We start from the raw sequence: 17,204 nt of genomic DNA on the forward strand, positions 1-17,204 counted from the left end.
TAGCTTTTAAGTTAATGATCATAGGTGGTTGTGAGTGGCGGTATGTAATTTGCTTTGATAGGGATGAAAGTGGTCTCTGGCGAGTTTTGTCCGGGGCCGTGCATGAACTGGAGGAAGTAAAATATGATCGATAACGCAATGAACACAGCTACCGCGCAGGCTAATGCGGAAAGCAAAGAGTTGCAGGGGTTTAAGCGTAAGCTTACCAGCCTGAATGACCGCCTTTCCGGTGGGAAGGATCAGGAGGCGGCTTTACGCGACGCCTGTAAGAAGTTTGAAGCGGTTTTCATGGGCAAGATCTGGCAGCAGATGCGCAAGAACGTGCCTAAGGGCGGTTACCTGAGTAACAGATATGAGCAGCAATACACTGCCATGTTTGATAAGGATTTTTCCGAAAAACTGGCTGAAGGCGGCGGTATCGGGCTTGGTGACATGCTTTACGACCAGTTGCGCGCCAAGCTGGAAAACGCCAGCAAATCAACCCTTCCGGGTACTGGCAATTCCACTGCCTTGAAAACTCTTGATGAAGTAGGGCGTCAGGGTTCAGTTCATGGGACCCGTCTGGCCTCAATCAATAAAGGTGAAGACGGAATCCCCGGAATTCCTCTGCCTAAGCCCGGAATTTCTCTTGAAGATGAAGACTTTAGTTTTGGGCAACGCGTTGAGCGCCAGGTTGCCCGTGAGAATTCCGCAAATTCAGCCGCTTCAAATCCCATGAGCAGAACTGAGGCTATGGCTAAGATTGAGGAGTTGGCCCGAAAGATTGAGCAGGAGCATGATACAAAAGTTTATGTGCAGGGTGTAACTGCTGAAGAAATTGGCAAGAAACTTGCTGGTATATAGGCAAGGTTTTGTTAAGAAATCTTAGAAAAATATAAAATTTAATAAATATCAGTATATTAAGTAGGGAGGAGAGGGAAATGATCAAACTTATACAGGCAAATCTTGACAGACAGTCAAAGGCAGTCTTGTTGCTCTCCATGCTTCTTCAGGAAGAATTTTCCCTGCTTATGAACAAAGACCCGCAAGGTGTTACCGGGGTTGAACTGGTAATTCAGGAGCTTATGAGACAAATATCAGCAGAGCGTATGTCCATGAGGTCCTTTGTTCAAAAATTTGACCCATCTGCACAGCGGCTCGGACAGATCCTTCCTGCCATTGAAGATGGTCAGCGCAAGGATATCGAAAGGCTCCTCTCTAAGATTGATGAGCTTGAACAGAAGTGCGGTATTCAGGCTACTAAGAATCATCAGTTGGCCCAGGCCCTGCTTGAACAGTCTTCTTCCATGCTGGATTTCCTGCATAAGGAAATTACTCCCAAGGAAAGGAATGTTTACTCTGCACGCGGGCGTTATTCAAATCCCAAGCCTCAGGCTTCATTAATTAACGGGAGGCTCTAATGCCCGGTGTTAATTCTCTTCTGAATCTGGGCACAGGGGCCCTTTTTGCCTCCCAGTCGGCGATATCTGTAACCGGTGATAACATTTCCAATGTTAACACTGAAGGATACTCCCGCCGTAAGGTCCGTCTCGAAGAACGGGTCAGCATTAACTACAGCCCGGGCCAGCTTGGTACCGGTGTACGTGCTGCTGAAGTTTACCGTAACTTCGACCAGTTCGTAGAGAACAGTTATAATGATAAGGCCACAATGCGCGAGCGCTGGGACACCCTTTACAATACCTTGAGCAGTGTTGAATCCCTTTTCAACGAATCAAAGGGATACGGTCTTAACTCAAGCCTGACAAAATTTTTCAATGACTGGCAGGAACTCAGCCAGCGTCCCAACGATGCAGCTTCCCGTCAGCAGTTACTCAGTGATACCACCAACCTTGTCAATTCCCTGCACAGCATGCAGAACGACATGACCCGCTACCAGCAGCAGGTTGAAGATTACATCAAGCAGGATGTGACCAAGGCTAACGATATCATGGAGCGTATCGCCGAGATCAACCAGCGTATCAACGTGGATCAGGTTGACGGTCAGAACAATCCCAATGCCCTTTATGATGAAAGAGCCACTTTGATCCGTGAACTTTCCGAGATCATGGATACAAAGATGATCGATAATGGAAAGGGCAGCATCACCATTACCACCGGAGCCGGACAGACCTTGGTGGACGGTGATAAGCATTTTAGTATTTCTTACGATGGCCCGCAGAGTCAGAACAACCTGACTCCGGCATCAAATTTTGATGGCAAGGCCTACTTTGCCGGTTCCAGTGAGTTCGAATACACTCTGGAGTGCGTAACCGCAGGCGGCATGGGAACAGCTGAATACCGTGTTTCCCTCGATGGCGGAACCACTTGGCTCAAGAATGATGACGGTACCGTAAAGACTTTTACTGCCAACACTGAATCCGGAGCCATTCAGGTCGATGACCTGCAAATCTGGTTCGGAACAGGTTCTGATCCTTCCACAGCCCCCACCACCAATATGTCGGTGGGCGATAAGTTTAACATCGTGCCCAAGAGTGCCTTGTACTGGGTAGAGAATACCTCCACCAGGGAAAACATCACTCCGCAGATCAACTTCGCAGGACAGGATAATACCAGAAGGGTTACCGGTGGTTCTCTGGCTGGTCTTTTTAACTTCCGCGATAATGCAGTGGGCAGATACAAAGAGCGCATGGACGCCCTGACCAAGGAACTCGTCTGGCAGACCAACCGTATCCACTCACAGGGAGCGGGACTCAAGGCTCACACCTCACTGGAAGGAACTTACGGAGTTAACACTGATACAGCAGCTCTGGGTAGCGGATCTTCCGGTCTGCCTTTCGCAGACAGGTTGCAATCCGGTAACTCCCTGATGTATTTCTATAACTCTTCCACCGGTGCGATGGAAGCTTCCGGACAGATTGATTTCAGTTCCATTGCTCCTCCGGGTGTCCAGAATTTTGATCCTTCTGTGCATAGTCTTGAGGATGTGGAAACTGCTATCAATGCCTCCTTCGGAACATATGTTGATGCTTCCATTGTGAACCACAAGCTGCATATCACCGCCAAGGATGGATACAACTTCCAGATGGGGACCGATACCTCCGGTCTTTATGCGGCCCTTGGATTGAATACCTATTTCAGCGGTTCGCAGGCCTTGGACATCGCAGTTAACGGCGGAGTCAACGGGGATATTGATTTTATTAATGCCGGGCATGTGAACGGTGCCGGTGAGGCCAACGAAGGTGACAACACCAATGCTCTCAAAATGAAGCAGATGGGTATGACCGATCTGGACATTACCACCGCTTTTGACGGCACCACTAAGCAGACCCTGATTGAATATTACGACGGTACTGTTGCAGTGGTTGGTGCTGATACCGGAACCGCCAAGTTCAATAAGAATTTTCAGGAAACACTTGCATCCGATCTTAACGAGAAGCAGCAGGCCGTGTCGGGTGTGAATATTGATGAAGAAATGAGTAACCTGATCAAATTCCAGCATTCATACACTGCTGCTGCAAAGCTGATCACAACCGCTGACCAGATGCTTCAGACCCTTCTGGGAATGAAGAATTAAGGTTTCAAAGGCTGAGGGAGAAAGGCTATGAGAGTATCACAGCAAATGCTTTTCAACACTTATGTGTCAAACATGAATAGATCTCTGACCGATCTGGTGGAGACTAACATTCAGGCACAGACCCAGAAGAAGGTTAATAAGCCTTCTGATGATCCTGTGGGCATGGCTCGTATTCTCGACCATCGTGAAACCCTTGCCACAGTCAAGCAGTACCGGGATAACATCGATACCGCCAAGGGTTGGCTTTCCCTTTCAGATGCCACCCTTACTCAGGTTTCAACTATCCTGACCCGTGCTAAGGGACTGGCCGAGCAGGGAGCTACCGGTACTATTACAGCCGATAACAGAGAGCAGATCAGTTATGAAGCCCGTCAGCTTTTCCAGCAGTTGGTGTCTCTTGCCAATACCGAATATGAAGGCAAGAGTATCTATGCCGGTCATAAGGTTGAGCAAAACGCCTTTGCTGAAACTCTTTGGATGACGACCAATGATGCCAATGTTTCTTCACGAAATTTTACTATCAACGGCAGTGCCGATAAAACCATAGTTGTTCAATTTCTCGATTCCGGTGATATCGGCGGCGGTGCTGATCTTGACTACCGCTACTCCAAGGATGGCGGAAAGACTTTTATCACCAAGACTCTAGCTGCCGGTAATACCCAGCTGGATTTCGACGGCGTAACCATGGATTTCGATCTTGGTGCACCTCCCGTCAATATTCCGGTCACTGCCAATTCGGCGACAGATACTAACGACTCTTCCGGTACTTGGATGTGGGTCAGGCCTACAGCACAGTACATGGGTGACGACGCTGATGCTATCGACGTTGTCGGCATGAACACCACCCTGAATGGTCCTTTGAATCAGGCTGAAGGTAATTTTACCAAAGATGTAGTTGTACGCATTGACAATACTACCGATCTGGCGAGTCAGATAGAATATTCCTACAGTCTTGATGGCGGGGTCAGCTGGGTTGATGGTAACATCAAGCCTGCTGACGGCGTTGCTTCCAACGTAGTACTGACCATTCCCGGCGGAACTTTGACCATCCATTCAAATGGTGGCTCAAATGCCTTGTCATCCGGAGCACAGTTCCTTGTCCATCCTGATACTGCTGCCATGGATGTCCAGATTCAGGAAAATGAATTTGTGCGCATCAACGATGTGGGTAAGGATATTTTCGGCGGTGTTTATCAGCAGCCCGGAGCGACCGGAGCCAGCGTTGTTTTTAATAACAATAGTATGCTCACGGCCAGTAACAGTTCGCCCACGCAAAACCTGCTCGAAACCATGGGTAACCTTGTGGCCTTTCTGGAAACCAACAACCAGAGCGGTGTGCAGGAGTGCCTCGAAAGCTTAAAGTTATCCCATAAGCATGTGCTGACCAAGGCTGCCGATGTCGGTGGCAGGGAAAACAGGCTTGCGGTTGCGGACCAGGTTCTCTCCAGTCTTGAGCTTAACGAGAAGGATCGTATCTCGCATATTGAGGATGTTGATGTCGGGGAACTTATGACCAAGCTTTCCCAGCAACAGATCGTTTACGAGGCCGTGCTTAAGAGTTCATCCATGATCATGAAGATGAACCTGCTCAATTATGTTTAGAAATTTATTTAAATGTAGATAGTTGTGCTTGCCCGCAGGGCCTTTCTTGCGCTACTACTTACCCAGTGCTGAAAATATTTTCCATGGTGGCGGATGTTTTCGATCAAAGCAGAAACAATCCAAAAGGATTATTTACACACATATTGATATGCTTATTCTGACCCGGAGACCGGGGGAAGCCCTTTACCTGGATGACAATATTAAGATCACGGTATTAAGCGTGCAAGGCCGACAGGTTAAGCTGGGTCTTGAGATACCGGCTGAAACAACTGTCTATAGGGAAGAGGTTTACCTCAAGATTAAAGAACAGAACCGTTTGGCGCTTGAAAACACAGAGCAGGATCTTCTTGCTGCGACCGAGTTATGGCAAAAGAAAGAAAAAAAATAATCAGGACCCGTATCGGGGAAAGAGAAATTACCGAAGAAGGTATTATTTATTTTTCCCGTGGATTGATCGGCTTTGACGATAAGAGGGATTTCGCTTTAATTCAGCTTAGCGAGAATTCCCCGTTTCTCCTGCTGCAGAGTCTCGAAGATCCGGGCCTTGGTCTGCTGGTGGCTGATCCTTACAGTTTCATGGACGACTATGAAGTTCGTTTGAGTGAAGCGGAGAAAAGAATTTTAAGAGTGGAGAATGTCCGTCAGCTTGCAGTGCTGGTAACGGTTACCATTCCTCCTGGAAGACCTAACGAAACTACTCTTAACCTCGGCGGACCCATTGTGATCAATTCCGAGGCTAAACGCGGTATGCAGGTCCCGCAGGTGGACTCCAAGTATCCAACACACTTCCGCCCGGCGAACGATGATCCCTCCTAGTTTCGGTGCATGATCAAATTAAAAAAATAATTTGATGTGCTTGTAACCGGAAGCGTTGCCGGGGCAGCTGTGCGGGAAAGCTCCCATATATTTAGTCATCAAAGCGGTGAAATCCTTGATCGGGTTTCACCGTTTTACTTTAAGAAATCCACTTCATCGCGCACGAGGTTCATAGCCGTCTTGCGAATATCCGGCTTGTATGTACCTGAGCGTACCTGTTCCCTGAGTTCTCTTACCTTTTGTTCTCTGGTGTCCGGGCTGTCGGTGGCTGCCTGTCGAGCAGTACCAAGCAGTCTTGCCTGAGACGAGACATTTACAACGTCACGGCTGGGCGCGGAACTCTGCTGCTGGGCCTGAGTCTTATCCGCAGCGTTGTTCACCCGGTTGTCAGAGTAGGCCTTGAGAGGGGTCTGGCTATACTGGTTAATCTTCATAATCCCCCCTGGGGTTACCAAATTTACAATAGTATGAGTTTATGTGGAGCGGCCAGCATCAGAGCATGGTCCGGTCAACCTTGTCCAGTGTGATCTCCCAGAGTCGGTTCATGACCTGTGCTTTTTCTTCACGCGGCAGATCAAAAACACCTTCCGGGGTTTCCTTTAGAACTTGTACATCGCTGCCGTCGAGAGGGTACTCGAAAACATAGCGATCACCGAAATCAAGTTCCAGCTGTTCTAATATATCGGACACTACCGGATTTTCATTACCCGAGACGATGAGATTTTCGATAATTTCCCGGGAAACTTTTTCTACCAGCTCGCGACGCCTTGCCTGCCGTGAAATAGTAACCGTGTCAGGAGACTCGGACCTCTTCAGGGCACGCCTGAATCGAGCCAGTCGCTTGGCACTGGTCAGCTGCTTTCCATAGGTGCGCAGCATGTTACGTATTTCTGCAGGGTTGTTAGCCACGGTGCATAATCCTCCTCATACCCTGTATCGGCAGGTTTCAATATATTCTTTAGGGTAATTTAAGAAAAAAAATGAAAAATATTTTTTATCTTTTACAGCCTGTTACAGGTTGGTGTAAAAATAAGCTTAAAATCTGTCCCAAAAAAAGTATAGTGACAGCAAATTATAATCTTTGTTTTTTTAAAGCAGCAAATAGTTGAATCTTGGGCTTCTTTCTAATAGGAGAGTTATCTATGTCAGATAGTCAAGGTTCTGTTTTAATTGTCACCAAGTCCGGCGGAGGAGATTCTGCTGCATTGGGTGGGGAAATTGCCCGCTGGCTCAGCCTGCGCGGTGTTGATTGCGATATTGTGGAACATCCTTATCCTCCGGCAAGGATAAACGTTTCCATTTACCGGGAAAATACCATGCTGGTATTGGTTCTGGGCGGGGACGGTACTTTTATCAGTGTTGCCGGAAATGTCATTGATTGGGAAGTTCCAGTGCTGGGTATCAACCATGGCCGGGTAGGATTTTTGGCTGAGGTCCTTCCTGAAGATTGGGAAATTGCATTGGAAAGGTTCTTCAGTAACGAACTGGATCTTTCTCCGCGAACCGCTTTTGATTACGAAGTCCAGCGCGGAAACGGCATTGTTGCCCGCGGTGTTGCCATTAACGATCTTGTTATTTCCCGTGGTGCAGTGGCCAGAATTATTTCCCTTGATATCGGCCAGAAGGGGCAGTGGATCAAGAATCTGCGTGCTGACGGACTTATCGTTTCCACTCCCACCGGATCAACTGCTTACAATGTTTCCGCCGGAGGACCGTTGGTCCATCCGGAGCTTGCAGCCATGTGCGTGACCCCGGTCTGTCCCTTTTTAAATGGTATTCGCCCCATGGTTTTGCCTGTTGATACCCCGTTGACCATCGATATCGGGGAAACTTCAGGTGATGTCTACCTTACCGAAGACGGGCGTGTGCCATATCCTCTAAGTGTGGGATACCGGGTGATCATTTCCAAACATAAGAAAGACCTCATGCTGGCCCGCATCCGCAGCAATACTTTTTTTGAAAAATTGAGAAGCAAAGGCTTCCTCACGGAGTAACCCAGCAGTGAGCATTCTGCCTGATTTTACATCCATTAAAGATCTTAAGTACGGTGAAGACCCGGTTTTTGATGCCTGGCTTCTCCATTTTATGACCGCCAACCATTTGGAAAGTATTATCGATCCGGTTAAGAATGCATCTCCGGAACAATTGCGGTTCATGGTTGCCCTTGATGATAATCAGGTCTTTGCTCCCTGTTCGGACTGGCAGTTCAACAGGCTGGTCACTCCGGGACTGGAGCAGGATCTGCTGGATGTTTATGCCTATGTCTGGCGGGCTTTGGTCAAGCTGGTCAAGAATCATGTTTCCGACCGTTACCAGCGTAAGCTTATCCTCAATCTCTGCCGCCACAAATTCAAGCAGGCCCTTGATTCTTCCATCATGATTCCCTTGCGTCTGCTCAAGAACATGATCACCATTTTCCTTTCACGCAGTGGGCTGGATGATCCTTACCGTAACCGCAAGGAGCTGTTGTTCAGCCGGGGCAAGGCTTTTGTTGAAAGTGATTTCTTTAAGCAGTCCATGGAATCCTGCCCTTATCCTGTTCCGGATTGCGAGAATCTTGCGGACATGCGCTTTGAACTGGATATGATTGAGCTGGAACGTGTGTTCCGCCTTTCCAGTTTGCCGGATCAGTGGAGTCAGGCTTTGTTCGGTGAAGATTATAAGATTTTTTCCAAGATGTATTCCCGGGACAAGGTTGATTTTACGCCTGTTCGTGATGTCTTCCATGGGAATGAAGGCGCGCTGAAGATTTTGTTTATACCGGATGAAACCGGTGGACTGATGGCTGACCTGCTGATGATCAAATCTTTGCTGCGTCAGGGACATAGCGTCATCCTCGCCCTGAAGGAAGGTTTCTGGTTTGATTCACCAACCTTCTGGGACCGCGAAAGCAACCCCCTGTTGGCGGATGCACTCAAGGACGCCTTGTTTGTTTCAGAGGAAAGGATTTCCAAGAACGATCTTCTTTCAAGTCTACGGGAGAATCCGTTTGTGGTTATTTCCGACGGTACAAGGGAACGGCTGAACCTGATCCGTTGCAGTGTCACCTTTGCCAGAGCATGGAAGGAATCCGATCTGATTATTGCCAAGGGCTGGGGGAACAGGCGCAGGCTTATTGGCAACAGCAACCTTTTTACCCGAGATATCATTTGCTTTTACCGTAACCTCGAAGGTGATTTTAAACTTGATTTTAAAGCCAAGTCGCCGAAGGTTAATAAATTTACCGAAGCAGGTATTTCCGCCAAGGCTAACGAAATTATTGCCGAGATGCAGCAGGCCCGCAGTGAACGCAAGGCTGTTATGTTTTACAGCGCCATCGTAGGCAGTATTCCCGGACAGGTTGATACGGCCATCAAAGTGCTGAATACTTTTGTCGGACATCTACGCGATAGGCTTGCCGATACCTATATTATAAACCCGGCAGAGCATTTTGAAGAAGGCATGGACGCTGATGACCTTATGTTCATGTGGGAGAAGGTTCAGCGTAGCGGGTTTATTACCATCTGGCGTTTCCAGACTTATGCTGATATCGAGAAGAGCTTTGAATTAATGGGTGAAAGAGTACCCCCGGTCTGGGCGGGCAAAGACGCCACTTATTCCACCGGCTGTACCAAGGAAATGCACATTGCGCAGGACGTGCAGAAACGTCATCGCGAATTGCAGATTATCGGCCCCGGGCCAGATAAATTCCTTAGACGGCGCGAATATGGAGTCGGTCGATTCAGTGACGTGGTTATCGAGTCTTAAATCAAAATGAAAAAAAATATTTCCATCATCAGATTACTGGCGGTTTTTTGCCTGTTTTCAGTCCTTCTTTGCGGCTGTGCGACCAAGGTCAGCACTCTGCCCAAAAAAAGGGTTGTTTCGCAGCGTACTAAAACCAAGGTCTGGAAAAGCAAAAAAGCAAGCGGGAAGTTTATTTCCGGTCCTGTGCGCTATTCCAAATTGCCGCAGCAGTCGTCAACCGTTGCCGCGCGTAAGCTTTCTGCGCAGAGCCAAAGCCTGCGCTCTTGGCGTGATCTTGGTCCGCAGATTCGAAAATCCATTGAATATGTTCAGCGCAATCCCTCCGGTGGGCTGGCTCTCAGACGCAAAGAGCTTCGTCTCACTTGGGGACAGCTGCGTAAGTCACTGGAAGACCTTGAAAGATTGCTGCCTAGATTGGACCGGAATCCGGAGTTGCTTGGCAAGTATTTTGTCTGGTATGAACTCCAGTCCGGCGCGGAGATGACCGGCTATTACACCCCGGTTATCGCGGCCAGCCTGACCAAAAAGGGGCCGTACAAATATCCGGTCTACAGGCTTCCTCCCGATCTGCGTAAAGCCCGTCCGGGACAGACCCATCCGTGGTCTGAGCAGTTGCGTAAGGCTTATCGGGTTGAAAATGGCAAAATACTCCCGTATCATTCCCGCCGTGCTATCGACATCGACAAGGTTCTCGCTGGTCGGGGGCTGGAAGTTGCTTGGCTTAAGGACCCCGTAGACTTGTTTTATATGCATGTGCAGGGAGGTGGTGTTTTGCGTCTTCCCGATGGAAGGTTGCGGACCGCAGTTTTCAGCGGTAGTAACGGCAGGTCTTTTAAGGGGCTGGGCAGTATCATGCTTCACAGCGGGGTGCTCAAAAAAAGCCAGTTGTCCCGCGAGAAGATCAAGTCCTGGCTGCTTAATCATCCCCAGCAGATGTGGGAGCTGATGGCCAAGAATGAAAGCTATATCTTTTTCAAGGTTACCCGTGGACAGCCTCAGGCGGCTATTGGCAAGCCCTTGAAATCAATGGTCAGCCTTGCCACGGATCCGCAACTCATTCCGCTCGGTTCCATTGTCGGTTTTCGCACGGACATTTATCCCAAAAAAGGCCGTCCTTCCCGCCGGGTTAACGGCATTGGACTGGCACAGGATACCGGGAAGGCAATTAAAGGCACGCGACTCGATTATTACATCGGGACCGGAAACCAATTCAAATATCCGGCGCATCACCTCAAAACGCACGTGCCCGTATATTTATTGATAAGTAAATCTGCCCTGCGTAGATAATTATCTTTAAAAGAAAAATCTAATGTTACCTGCGGCGAAGCCAGAGTAAAAGGGGTTAAGCCGCCGGAGGCAAAAGGAGCTTATATATAATGACTCAGTTTGAAACTGTTATCGGGCTTGAAGTTCACGCCCAGCTTAAGACCAAGACCAAGATTTTCTGCGGTTGTTCCACTGAATTCGGTAAGGCCCCCAACGAGAACGTTTGTGAAGTCTGCTCCGGTATGCCCGGTGTACTTCCGGTCCTGAACGAAAAAGTAATGGAATACGCTGCCAAGATGGGGCTGGCTACCAATTGTACCGTGAACCAGAAATCCATTTTCGCCCGTAAGAACTACTTTTACCCCGACCTGCCTAAGGGCTACCAGATCTCCCAGTTTGACCTGCCTATCTGCGAGCACGGTCACCTTGATATTTCATGGGAAGATGCGGACGGCGAAAAACAGTCCAAGCGTATCGGTATCACCCGTATACATATGGAAGAAGATGCCGGTAAAAACATCCACTCCGCTGCTGAAAATGCCAGCTTCGTGGACCTGAACCGTACCGGTGTGCCGCTTATCGAGATCGTAAGTGAGCCGGACATGCGCAGCGCTGATGAAGCTGTTGCGTACCTTAAGGCCCTGCGTTCCATCCTGCTTTACCTTGGCATCTGTGACGGTAACCTTGAAGAAGGTTCTTTCCGTTGTGACGCTAACATTTCCGTGCGTCCTGTGGGGCAGAAGGAATTCGGTACCCGTGCAGAGCTGAAAAATATCAACTCCTTCCGCAACATCCATAAGGCTATCCGCTACGAAGTTGCCCGTCAGATTGACCTCATTGAAGACGGCGAGAAAGTAGTACAGGAAACCCGTCTCTATGATGCGGACAAGGGTACTACTCATTCCATGCGTGGTAAGGAAGAAGCTCACGACTACCGTTACTTCCCGGATCCGGACCTCGTTCCGCTGGTTATTGCTGACGAATGGATGGGCGAATGGCAGGCATCCCTGCCCGAACTGCCCGCTGAGCGTAAAGCCCGCTTCATCGACGACATGGAACTCAGCGAAGATGATGCTGAGCTGATCAGCTCTGAAAAAGACATTGCCGATTACTTTGAGGAAGTGCTTGATACCCATAACGATCCCAAGAAGGTCGTTAACTGGATCAAAGGCGACTTTTTACGTGAACTTCACCAGTCTGAAATGACTGTGGCTGAGTGTAAGTTTAAAGCGGAGATGATGGCAAAGCTGATTCAGCTTGTTGATAAAGATACCATCAGCATCAAGATCGGTAAGGATATTTTTAACGATGTCTTCACCAACGGCCTTGATCCTGAAAAGTACGTCAAAGATAAAGGACTGGTTCAGATTTCCGACAGCTCCTCCCTCGAAGCCGTGGTAGACAAAGTTCTGGCTGACAACCCTGACGAGGTTGAAGCTTTCAAGGGTGGTAAGAAAAAGCTGATGAGTTTCTTCATGGGACAGATCATGCGCGAGACCAAGGGTAAAGCGAACCCCGGTATGGTCAGCAAGATGATTTCCGAAAAACTTTCATAACCAAAGCGAGATTTAAAAATGACCGAACATATTCAGTTCTCTGCTGAGAAAGATGCCCTCGTTCTGTTGGACCAGCGTTACCTGCCTACCCGTGAGGACTGGTTCGACTGCAAGACCACTGACGATATCGTTGAGGCTCTCGTGGTCATGGTTGTGCGTGGTGCTCCGGCTATCGGCGTGACCGCTGCTTACGGCTGCTACCTTGCAGGTCGTGAAGTTGCAGGCAGTGCCGACTGGAAAGCCGAGCTGGAAAAGAATCTCGATAAGATCGAAAACGCCCGTCCTACCGCAGTTAACCTGCGCTGGGCTGTGCGTGAAATGAGACGTATCTGGGCTGAAGCAGGGGATGTATCTCTCGACGAACTCTGCGACATCTGGCTCAAGCGTGCAAAAGAAATCCATGTGGACGACATCCGCATGTGCGAAGATATCGGTAAGTTCGGTGGCGAGCTCATGGATGACGGCGACACCATCATGACCCATTGCAATGCAGGAGCTCTGGCTACCGCAGGTTACGGTACCGCTCTTGGGGTTGTTCGCGGAGCTGTTGATCAGGGCAAGAAGGTTTCCGTTATCGCTAACGAAACTCGTCCTTTCCTTCAGGGAGCTCGCCTGACAGCATACGAGCTGCATCGTGACGGTATCCCGGTAAAGGTTGCCTGCGACAATGCCTGCGCATTGCTGATGAAGAAAGGTTTGGTTCAGAAAGTCGTTGTAGGCGCGGACCGTGTTACCGCCAATGGTGATGCTGTAAACAAGATCGGAACCTACGGCGTGGCCCTGCTGGCCCGTGAATTCGGTATTCCGTTTTACGTTGCCGCTCCGGTCTATACCATTGACCCCGAAACTCCCACCGGTGACGATGTGCCCATCGAAGACCGCACCCCCACCGAAGTAACCCACGTGGGCGATCACCGCATCACTCCCGAGGGCGTGGAAGTTTTCAACTTTGCCTTCGACCCGACTCCCAACGAACTCATCGCCGGGATCATCACCGAAAAGGGTGTGCTCAGACCTCCTTACACTGAGGCTATCAAGAAGCTTTTCGAGGAAGAGTAATCCGTCGATAGTACGGTAAAAATATTCGATAAAAAACTCCTGAGTTTGACGGCTCAGGAGTTTTTTATTTTCCCTTCGCAGAAGCAAAATACTGCTTAAGCAATTTTTCAAACAAAACCATGCGCGCTTGGTTGTCAGGCTCATCACGGAAGGCGAGGACCATTTCTTTAGGTGGGAATGAGTGCAGGGTTACTATGTTTGTGATTCCGTGTTTGTTTGCAATGTAGCGCATGACTTCAGGGCCAGATATGGCTGCCTTGAAGCGCTTTTTAGATAGTTTTTTTACCAGTGAAAGTTCGTTGGGGGTTGAGTCTACTTTGTCCGGATATCGTTTTGCCATTTTACTGACATCACCGGGGTAAATGTAGGAGGGGACCAAGCCGATCCGATGTTTGAAAAGTTCTTCCAGTCCCTTCCACTCCAATCCAGAATCTTTGTAGGTCATAACCCCGTATCCTGACCATGCTACAGCGGAGGACGGAACAAATCCATCGATTACTGCTTCATGCCATGATGGGAAATAGCCTACAAAGTCTTTTCTCCGGGCCATTCCTTTGGCTCTGGTCCATGGATAAAATTCGACAACCAGCTCTATGTCAGCCTGTTTAAGTATTTCTCGCAAGGTGGTAATGGCAGTTCCTTGTGACGAAATTTTGCTGTCGGCATAAGGTTCCCAATTAAGCGTAGCAACTTTCCATATTTCAGCAGCAAAGACCGGGCTGCAGTGGTAAATATAAAATGTGCAAGCTATTAAGATTATGCGGGAAAGCATGTGTTTAGAACTCCGAAAGTAAGATGCTGGATTCATAGCTTTGATTGTATATTGTTTTACTCTTAAAATCGATTTTAAGTTTTTATTTCAGTTTTGGCACTACGCTTCAAGTCTTGCGCCTGTGCTCTGGCAGTAGTCAGGTTCTTTCTCATTCCATTGGTCCGGGGTCTGTCCTATATTCCAAATTCAAAATCCTCAATAAATTCTTTACAGCCCCATACTCATTGTGCAATAGGACTCCTTTAAGGAGATTTTAATAGCGGGAAGCGGATGTCTTCCCGCTTTTTTTGATATATACTGCTACTCACGGAAACAGAGCTTTCCGTGGATTGCATTCATTCTTTTTCGGAGGCCAGCCATGCTGCCAACCATCGCACTTATCGGACGCCCTAACGTTGGGAAGTCCACTTTATTCAACAGGTTGTTGAGGAAAAAAAGGGCAATCACCCATGATATGCCCGGCATTACCCGTGACCGCATTTACGCCGAAGGTAATTACAACGGCGTCCACTATGCCCTGATCGACACAGGCGGTCTGGTCATGGAAAGTGATAATGATTCAGAAGAATTTCAGGGCGACATCTTTGAACAGGCTCGCGAAGCCATCGAAGAGTCTCAGGCCCTTATCCTTGTTGTTGACGGGCGCACCGGTATTACCCAGCTCGATGAGCAGGTTGCCGCTTACATCCGCCAGAGCAACAAGCCTATCCTGCTGCTGGTCAACAAGGTTGACGGATCGGAACTGGAAGCAACTGCCACCGCTGATTTTCATGCTCTTGGCTTTGAAATGATGGCAGTTTCCGCCGAGCACGGCTTTAATCTGCTTGAATTGCGTGAAAAGGTAGCCGACATGGCCCTTGCCTCCGGAATTGAGTATGAGGAAGAGGATGAAGAGGCTAAAGGTCTCAAAATCGCCATGCTCGGCCGTCCCAATGCGGGTAAGTCCTCCATGGTCAATGCCCTGACCGGGGAAGAGCGGGTTATCGTCAGTGATGTTGCCGGAACAACCCGTGACAGCGTTGACGTTACTTTCGAGAGTGGCGGAAAAATTTATACCTTTGTGGACACTGCCGGGGTTCGCCGCCGGACCAACATTACCGATACCATTGAGCGGTTCAGTGTTGTACGTGCCCTGAAGAGCAGCACCAAGGCCGATGTTACCATCATGGTGGTGGATGCCATTGCCGGGATTACCAAGCAGGACAAGCGCCTCTTGGAATACCTGCTGCGTGAGGCAGTTCCCTTCATCATTGCAGTGAACAAGGTTGACCTTGTTTCCAAACAAGAGCGGACCGCTCTGCGTGAAGGTTTTGAAAGAGCCTTGCGTATCGCTCATCACGTGCCTGTTGTTTATACTTCCTGTATATCCAAATCCGGTCTGGGCGGTATTCTTGCTCTTGCCAGCAAGTTGAAGAAAGAGTGTTCGATCCGTATTTCTACCGGACAGTTGAACCGTATAATGAAAGAAGTTATCGAGAAACATCAGCCTCCTGTGGTTAAACGCAGAAGGGCTAAATTTAAGTATGTTACTCAAGCTGATGATGAGCCGCCAACCTTTATTTTCTTCATCAATGATGAAAAATTGATTAAGCCTACTTATCATCGTTTTCTGGAAAACAGGCTTCGTAAGATCCTGAATGTGAAGATTGCACCCCTGAATATTGTCTTCCGCTCAACTTTCAGGGCAAAAGAAGATATAGTTCATAAATAATTCAAAAAAATTTAAAAATGTTGTTGACAGTCAGGGGGCGCGGATGTATTACAACGCTTCCTGAGTGAGTGAAGCGGATCACGCTTCTTCACCACATATACGGAGAGGTGGCCGAGCACGGCTGAAGGCGCTCGCCTGCTAAGCGAGTATAGGGCTTAAAACTCTATCGAGGGTTCAAATCCCTCCCTCTCCGCCACATGAAAGTCGAAAGGCAGCTGGAGTAATCCAGCTGCCTTTTTGCTTTATAGGGGCTTTGTAATTGGTTGAAATAATGTAACTAATAAGCCTCACGAGTCGGTTGCTATTTGACTCGTTTTCCTGCTAATAATTAGTTCTCGGTGCTGTAGGGGCTATTCCTCATTATTTGCTATATTTGGGTGCTCAATGTTAAATTTGGTTAATGTCGTTATTGCTGATGATCATGCGTTGGTGCGGGAAGGGCTTAAGACTATTCTTAAGGCCCAGCCGGGAATCAGTGTGCTCGGTATGGCTGAGAACGGTGAGGAGGCGGTACGCCTTTGCAGGCGTTTGAATCCGGATGTTGTGCTAATGGATCTTTCCATGCCCGTTAAGAGTGGCGTACAGGCCATTCAGGAGCTTGCCGGGGAAGGTAAGACGAAGTTTTTGGCTCTGACTGCCCACGTAGAGCCTGACCATATTTTTTCCGCCCTTGATGCCGGCGCCAGCGGATACGTGCTCAAGACCTCATCCAGTAAAGAACTGGTCATGGCTATTGAAACAGTCATGGAAGGCAAGGTTTATCTTGCCCCGGATATTTCAGCGGAAGTGGCCAAAGGATTTCTGCAAAGGGAACGCAGCAACAGTTGCGACAGCCTTGACTCTCTTACCGAACGCGAGCGTGAGGTCCTGAAGCAGGTCATTGCCGGGTATAAAAATCGCGAAATAGCTGATTTGCTGGTCATCAGCATCAAGACCGTTGAAAAGCACCGTTCCAATTTCATGAAGAAGCTTGGTTTGCGTTCTAAAGCGGAACTGAAGGCTTATGGCGAAGAGCTTAAAGAAAAGGGTATCTACCTATAAAGAAGGCAGTAGGACGGGTAGTTTGAGTCCTGCTGGATCATTGAGAATTCTCGCTGCATTTACAAACATATTTCTTTGAATTATATTTAAAAAAAGGTTGACATCTGAGACAAGTTCGGC

General features: G+C 48.6%; 16 protein-coding genes and 1 tRNA gene. 14 read left to right on the plus strand and 3 right to left on the minus strand.

Annotation, left to right across the window (positions count from 1 at the left end; genetic code table 11):
- Window positions 1-123 precede the first annotated feature (123 nt).
- From ACO05Z_RS04565 to fliW, 6 genes are all read left to right on the plus strand, one after another.
- A complete protein-coding gene (locus tag ACO05Z_RS04565) occupies window positions 124-843 on the plus strand; it encodes a rod-binding protein (protein WP_421900965.1) in 720 nt (239 codons plus the stop codon).
- 77 nt (window positions 844-920) lie between these two features.
- Window positions 921-1,400, plus strand: a complete 480-nt coding sequence (gene flgN, locus ACO05Z_RS04570) for a flagellar export chaperone FlgN (RefSeq protein WP_421900967.1) — start codon at window positions 921-923, stop codon at window positions 1,398-1,400.
- Window positions 1,400-3,514, plus strand: a complete 2,115-nt coding sequence (gene flgK, locus ACO05Z_RS04575) for a flagellar hook-associated protein FlgK (protein WP_421900969.1) — start codon at window positions 1,400-1,402, stop codon at window positions 3,512-3,514. The genes flgN and flgK overlap by 1 nt, the downstream gene beginning before the upstream one ends.
- A 27-nt stretch (window positions 3,515-3,541) precedes the next feature.
- A complete protein-coding gene (gene flgL, locus ACO05Z_RS04580) occupies window positions 3,542-5,116 on the plus strand; it encodes a flagellar hook-associated protein FlgL (RefSeq protein WP_421900971.1) in 1,575 nt (524 codons plus the stop codon).
- A gap of 148 nt (window positions 5,117-5,264) precedes the next feature.
- Entirely contained in the window at window positions 5,265-5,504 is a 240-nt protein-coding gene (gene csrA / locus ACO05Z_RS04585) for a carbon storage regulator CsrA (RefSeq protein WP_015850902.1), read from the plus strand.
- Window positions 5,480-5,932 (plus strand): flagellar assembly protein FliW, encoded by a 453-nt coding sequence (fliW, locus tag ACO05Z_RS04590; RefSeq protein ID WP_421900973.1) that lies wholly within the window; start codon window positions 5,480-5,482, stop codon window positions 5,930-5,932. Before csrA ends, fliW begins: the two co-directional genes overlap by 25 nt.
- Before the next feature lie 134 nt (window positions 5,933-6,066).
- On the opposite strand, the gene flgM is transcribed toward fliW, so the two are convergent.
- Both flgM and ACO05Z_RS04600 read right to left on the minus strand, forming a co-directional pair.
- Complete coding sequence (flgM, locus tag ACO05Z_RS04595; RefSeq protein ID WP_421900975.1) at window positions 6,067-6,366, minus strand: flagellar biosynthesis anti-sigma factor FlgM; 300 nt, start codon at window positions 6,364-6,366, stop codon at window positions 6,067-6,069.
- Between the two features lie 58 nt (window positions 6,367-6,424).
- On the minus strand, window positions 6,425-6,841 hold the full coding sequence (locus ACO05Z_RS04600; RefSeq protein WP_421900977.1) for a DVU0524 family FlgM-associated protein: 417 nt from the start codon (window positions 6,839-6,841) through the stop codon (window positions 6,425-6,427).
- A 233-nt stretch (window positions 6,842-7,074) separates the two neighbouring features.
- Between ACO05Z_RS04600 and ACO05Z_RS04605 the strand changes: the two genes are divergently transcribed.
- From ACO05Z_RS04605 to mtnA, 5 genes are all read left to right on the plus strand, one after another.
- Complete coding sequence (locus tag ACO05Z_RS04605) at window positions 7,075-7,926, plus strand: NAD(+)/NADH kinase (RefSeq protein ID WP_421900979.1); 852 nt, start codon at window positions 7,075-7,077, stop codon at window positions 7,924-7,926.
- A gap of 7 nt (window positions 7,927-7,933) precedes the next feature.
- Window positions 7,934-9,679, plus strand: a complete 1,746-nt coding sequence (locus tag ACO05Z_RS04610; RefSeq protein ID WP_421900981.1) for an ARMT1-like domain-containing protein — start codon at window positions 7,934-7,936, stop codon at window positions 9,677-9,679.
- 6 nt (window positions 9,680-9,685) lie between these two features.
- Window positions 9,686-10,966, plus strand: a complete 1,281-nt coding sequence (locus ACO05Z_RS04615; protein WP_421900983.1) for an MltA domain-containing protein — start codon at window positions 9,686-9,688, stop codon at window positions 10,964-10,966.
- 89 nt (window positions 10,967-11,055) lie between these two features.
- Entirely contained in the window at window positions 11,056-12,501 is a 1,446-nt protein-coding gene (gene gatB / locus ACO05Z_RS04620) for an Asp-tRNA(Asn)/Glu-tRNA(Gln) amidotransferase subunit GatB (RefSeq protein WP_421900985.1), read from the plus strand.
- Window positions 12,502-12,519: 18 nt separating this feature from the next.
- Window positions 12,520-13,560 (plus strand): S-methyl-5-thioribose-1-phosphate isomerase, encoded by a 1,041-nt coding sequence (gene mtnA / locus ACO05Z_RS04625; RefSeq protein ID WP_421900987.1) that lies wholly within the window; start codon window positions 12,520-12,522, stop codon window positions 13,558-13,560.
- Between the two features lie 64 nt (window positions 13,561-13,624).
- Here the strand turns inward: mtnA and ACO05Z_RS04630 are convergent, their stop codons facing one another.
- Complete coding sequence (locus ACO05Z_RS04630; protein ID WP_421900989.1) at window positions 13,625-14,332, minus strand: hypothetical protein; 708 nt, start codon at window positions 14,330-14,332, stop codon at window positions 13,625-13,627.
- 358 nt (window positions 14,333-14,690) lie between these two features.
- Here ACO05Z_RS04630 and der point away from each other — a divergent pair, with 358 nt between their 5' ends.
- The 3 genes from der (at window position 14,691) to ACO05Z_RS04645 (ending at window position 17,084) form a co-directional block, all read left to right on the plus strand.
- Window positions 14,691-16,043 carry a ribosome biogenesis GTPase Der gene (gene der, locus ACO05Z_RS04635; protein WP_421900991.1) on the plus strand — a complete coding sequence of 451 codons (1,353 nt, stop codon included), beginning with the start codon at window positions 14,691-14,693 and terminating at the stop codon, window positions 16,041-16,043.
- Between the two features lie 101 nt (window positions 16,044-16,144).
- Window positions 16,145-16,239: transfer RNA gene (locus tag ACO05Z_RS04640), tRNA-Ser, on the plus strand.
- Between the two features lie 188 nt (window positions 16,240-16,427).
- A complete protein-coding gene (locus ACO05Z_RS04645) occupies window positions 16,428-17,084 on the plus strand; it encodes a response regulator (protein ID WP_421900993.1) in 657 nt (218 codons plus the stop codon).
- Window positions 17,085-17,204: the final 120 nt, after the last annotated feature.

This window comes from Maridesulfovibrio sp., assembly GCF_965230075.1.
In the GTDB taxonomy this organism is placed as follows: Bacteria; Desulfobacterota; Desulfovibrionia; order Desulfovibrionales; family Desulfovibrionaceae; genus Maridesulfovibrio.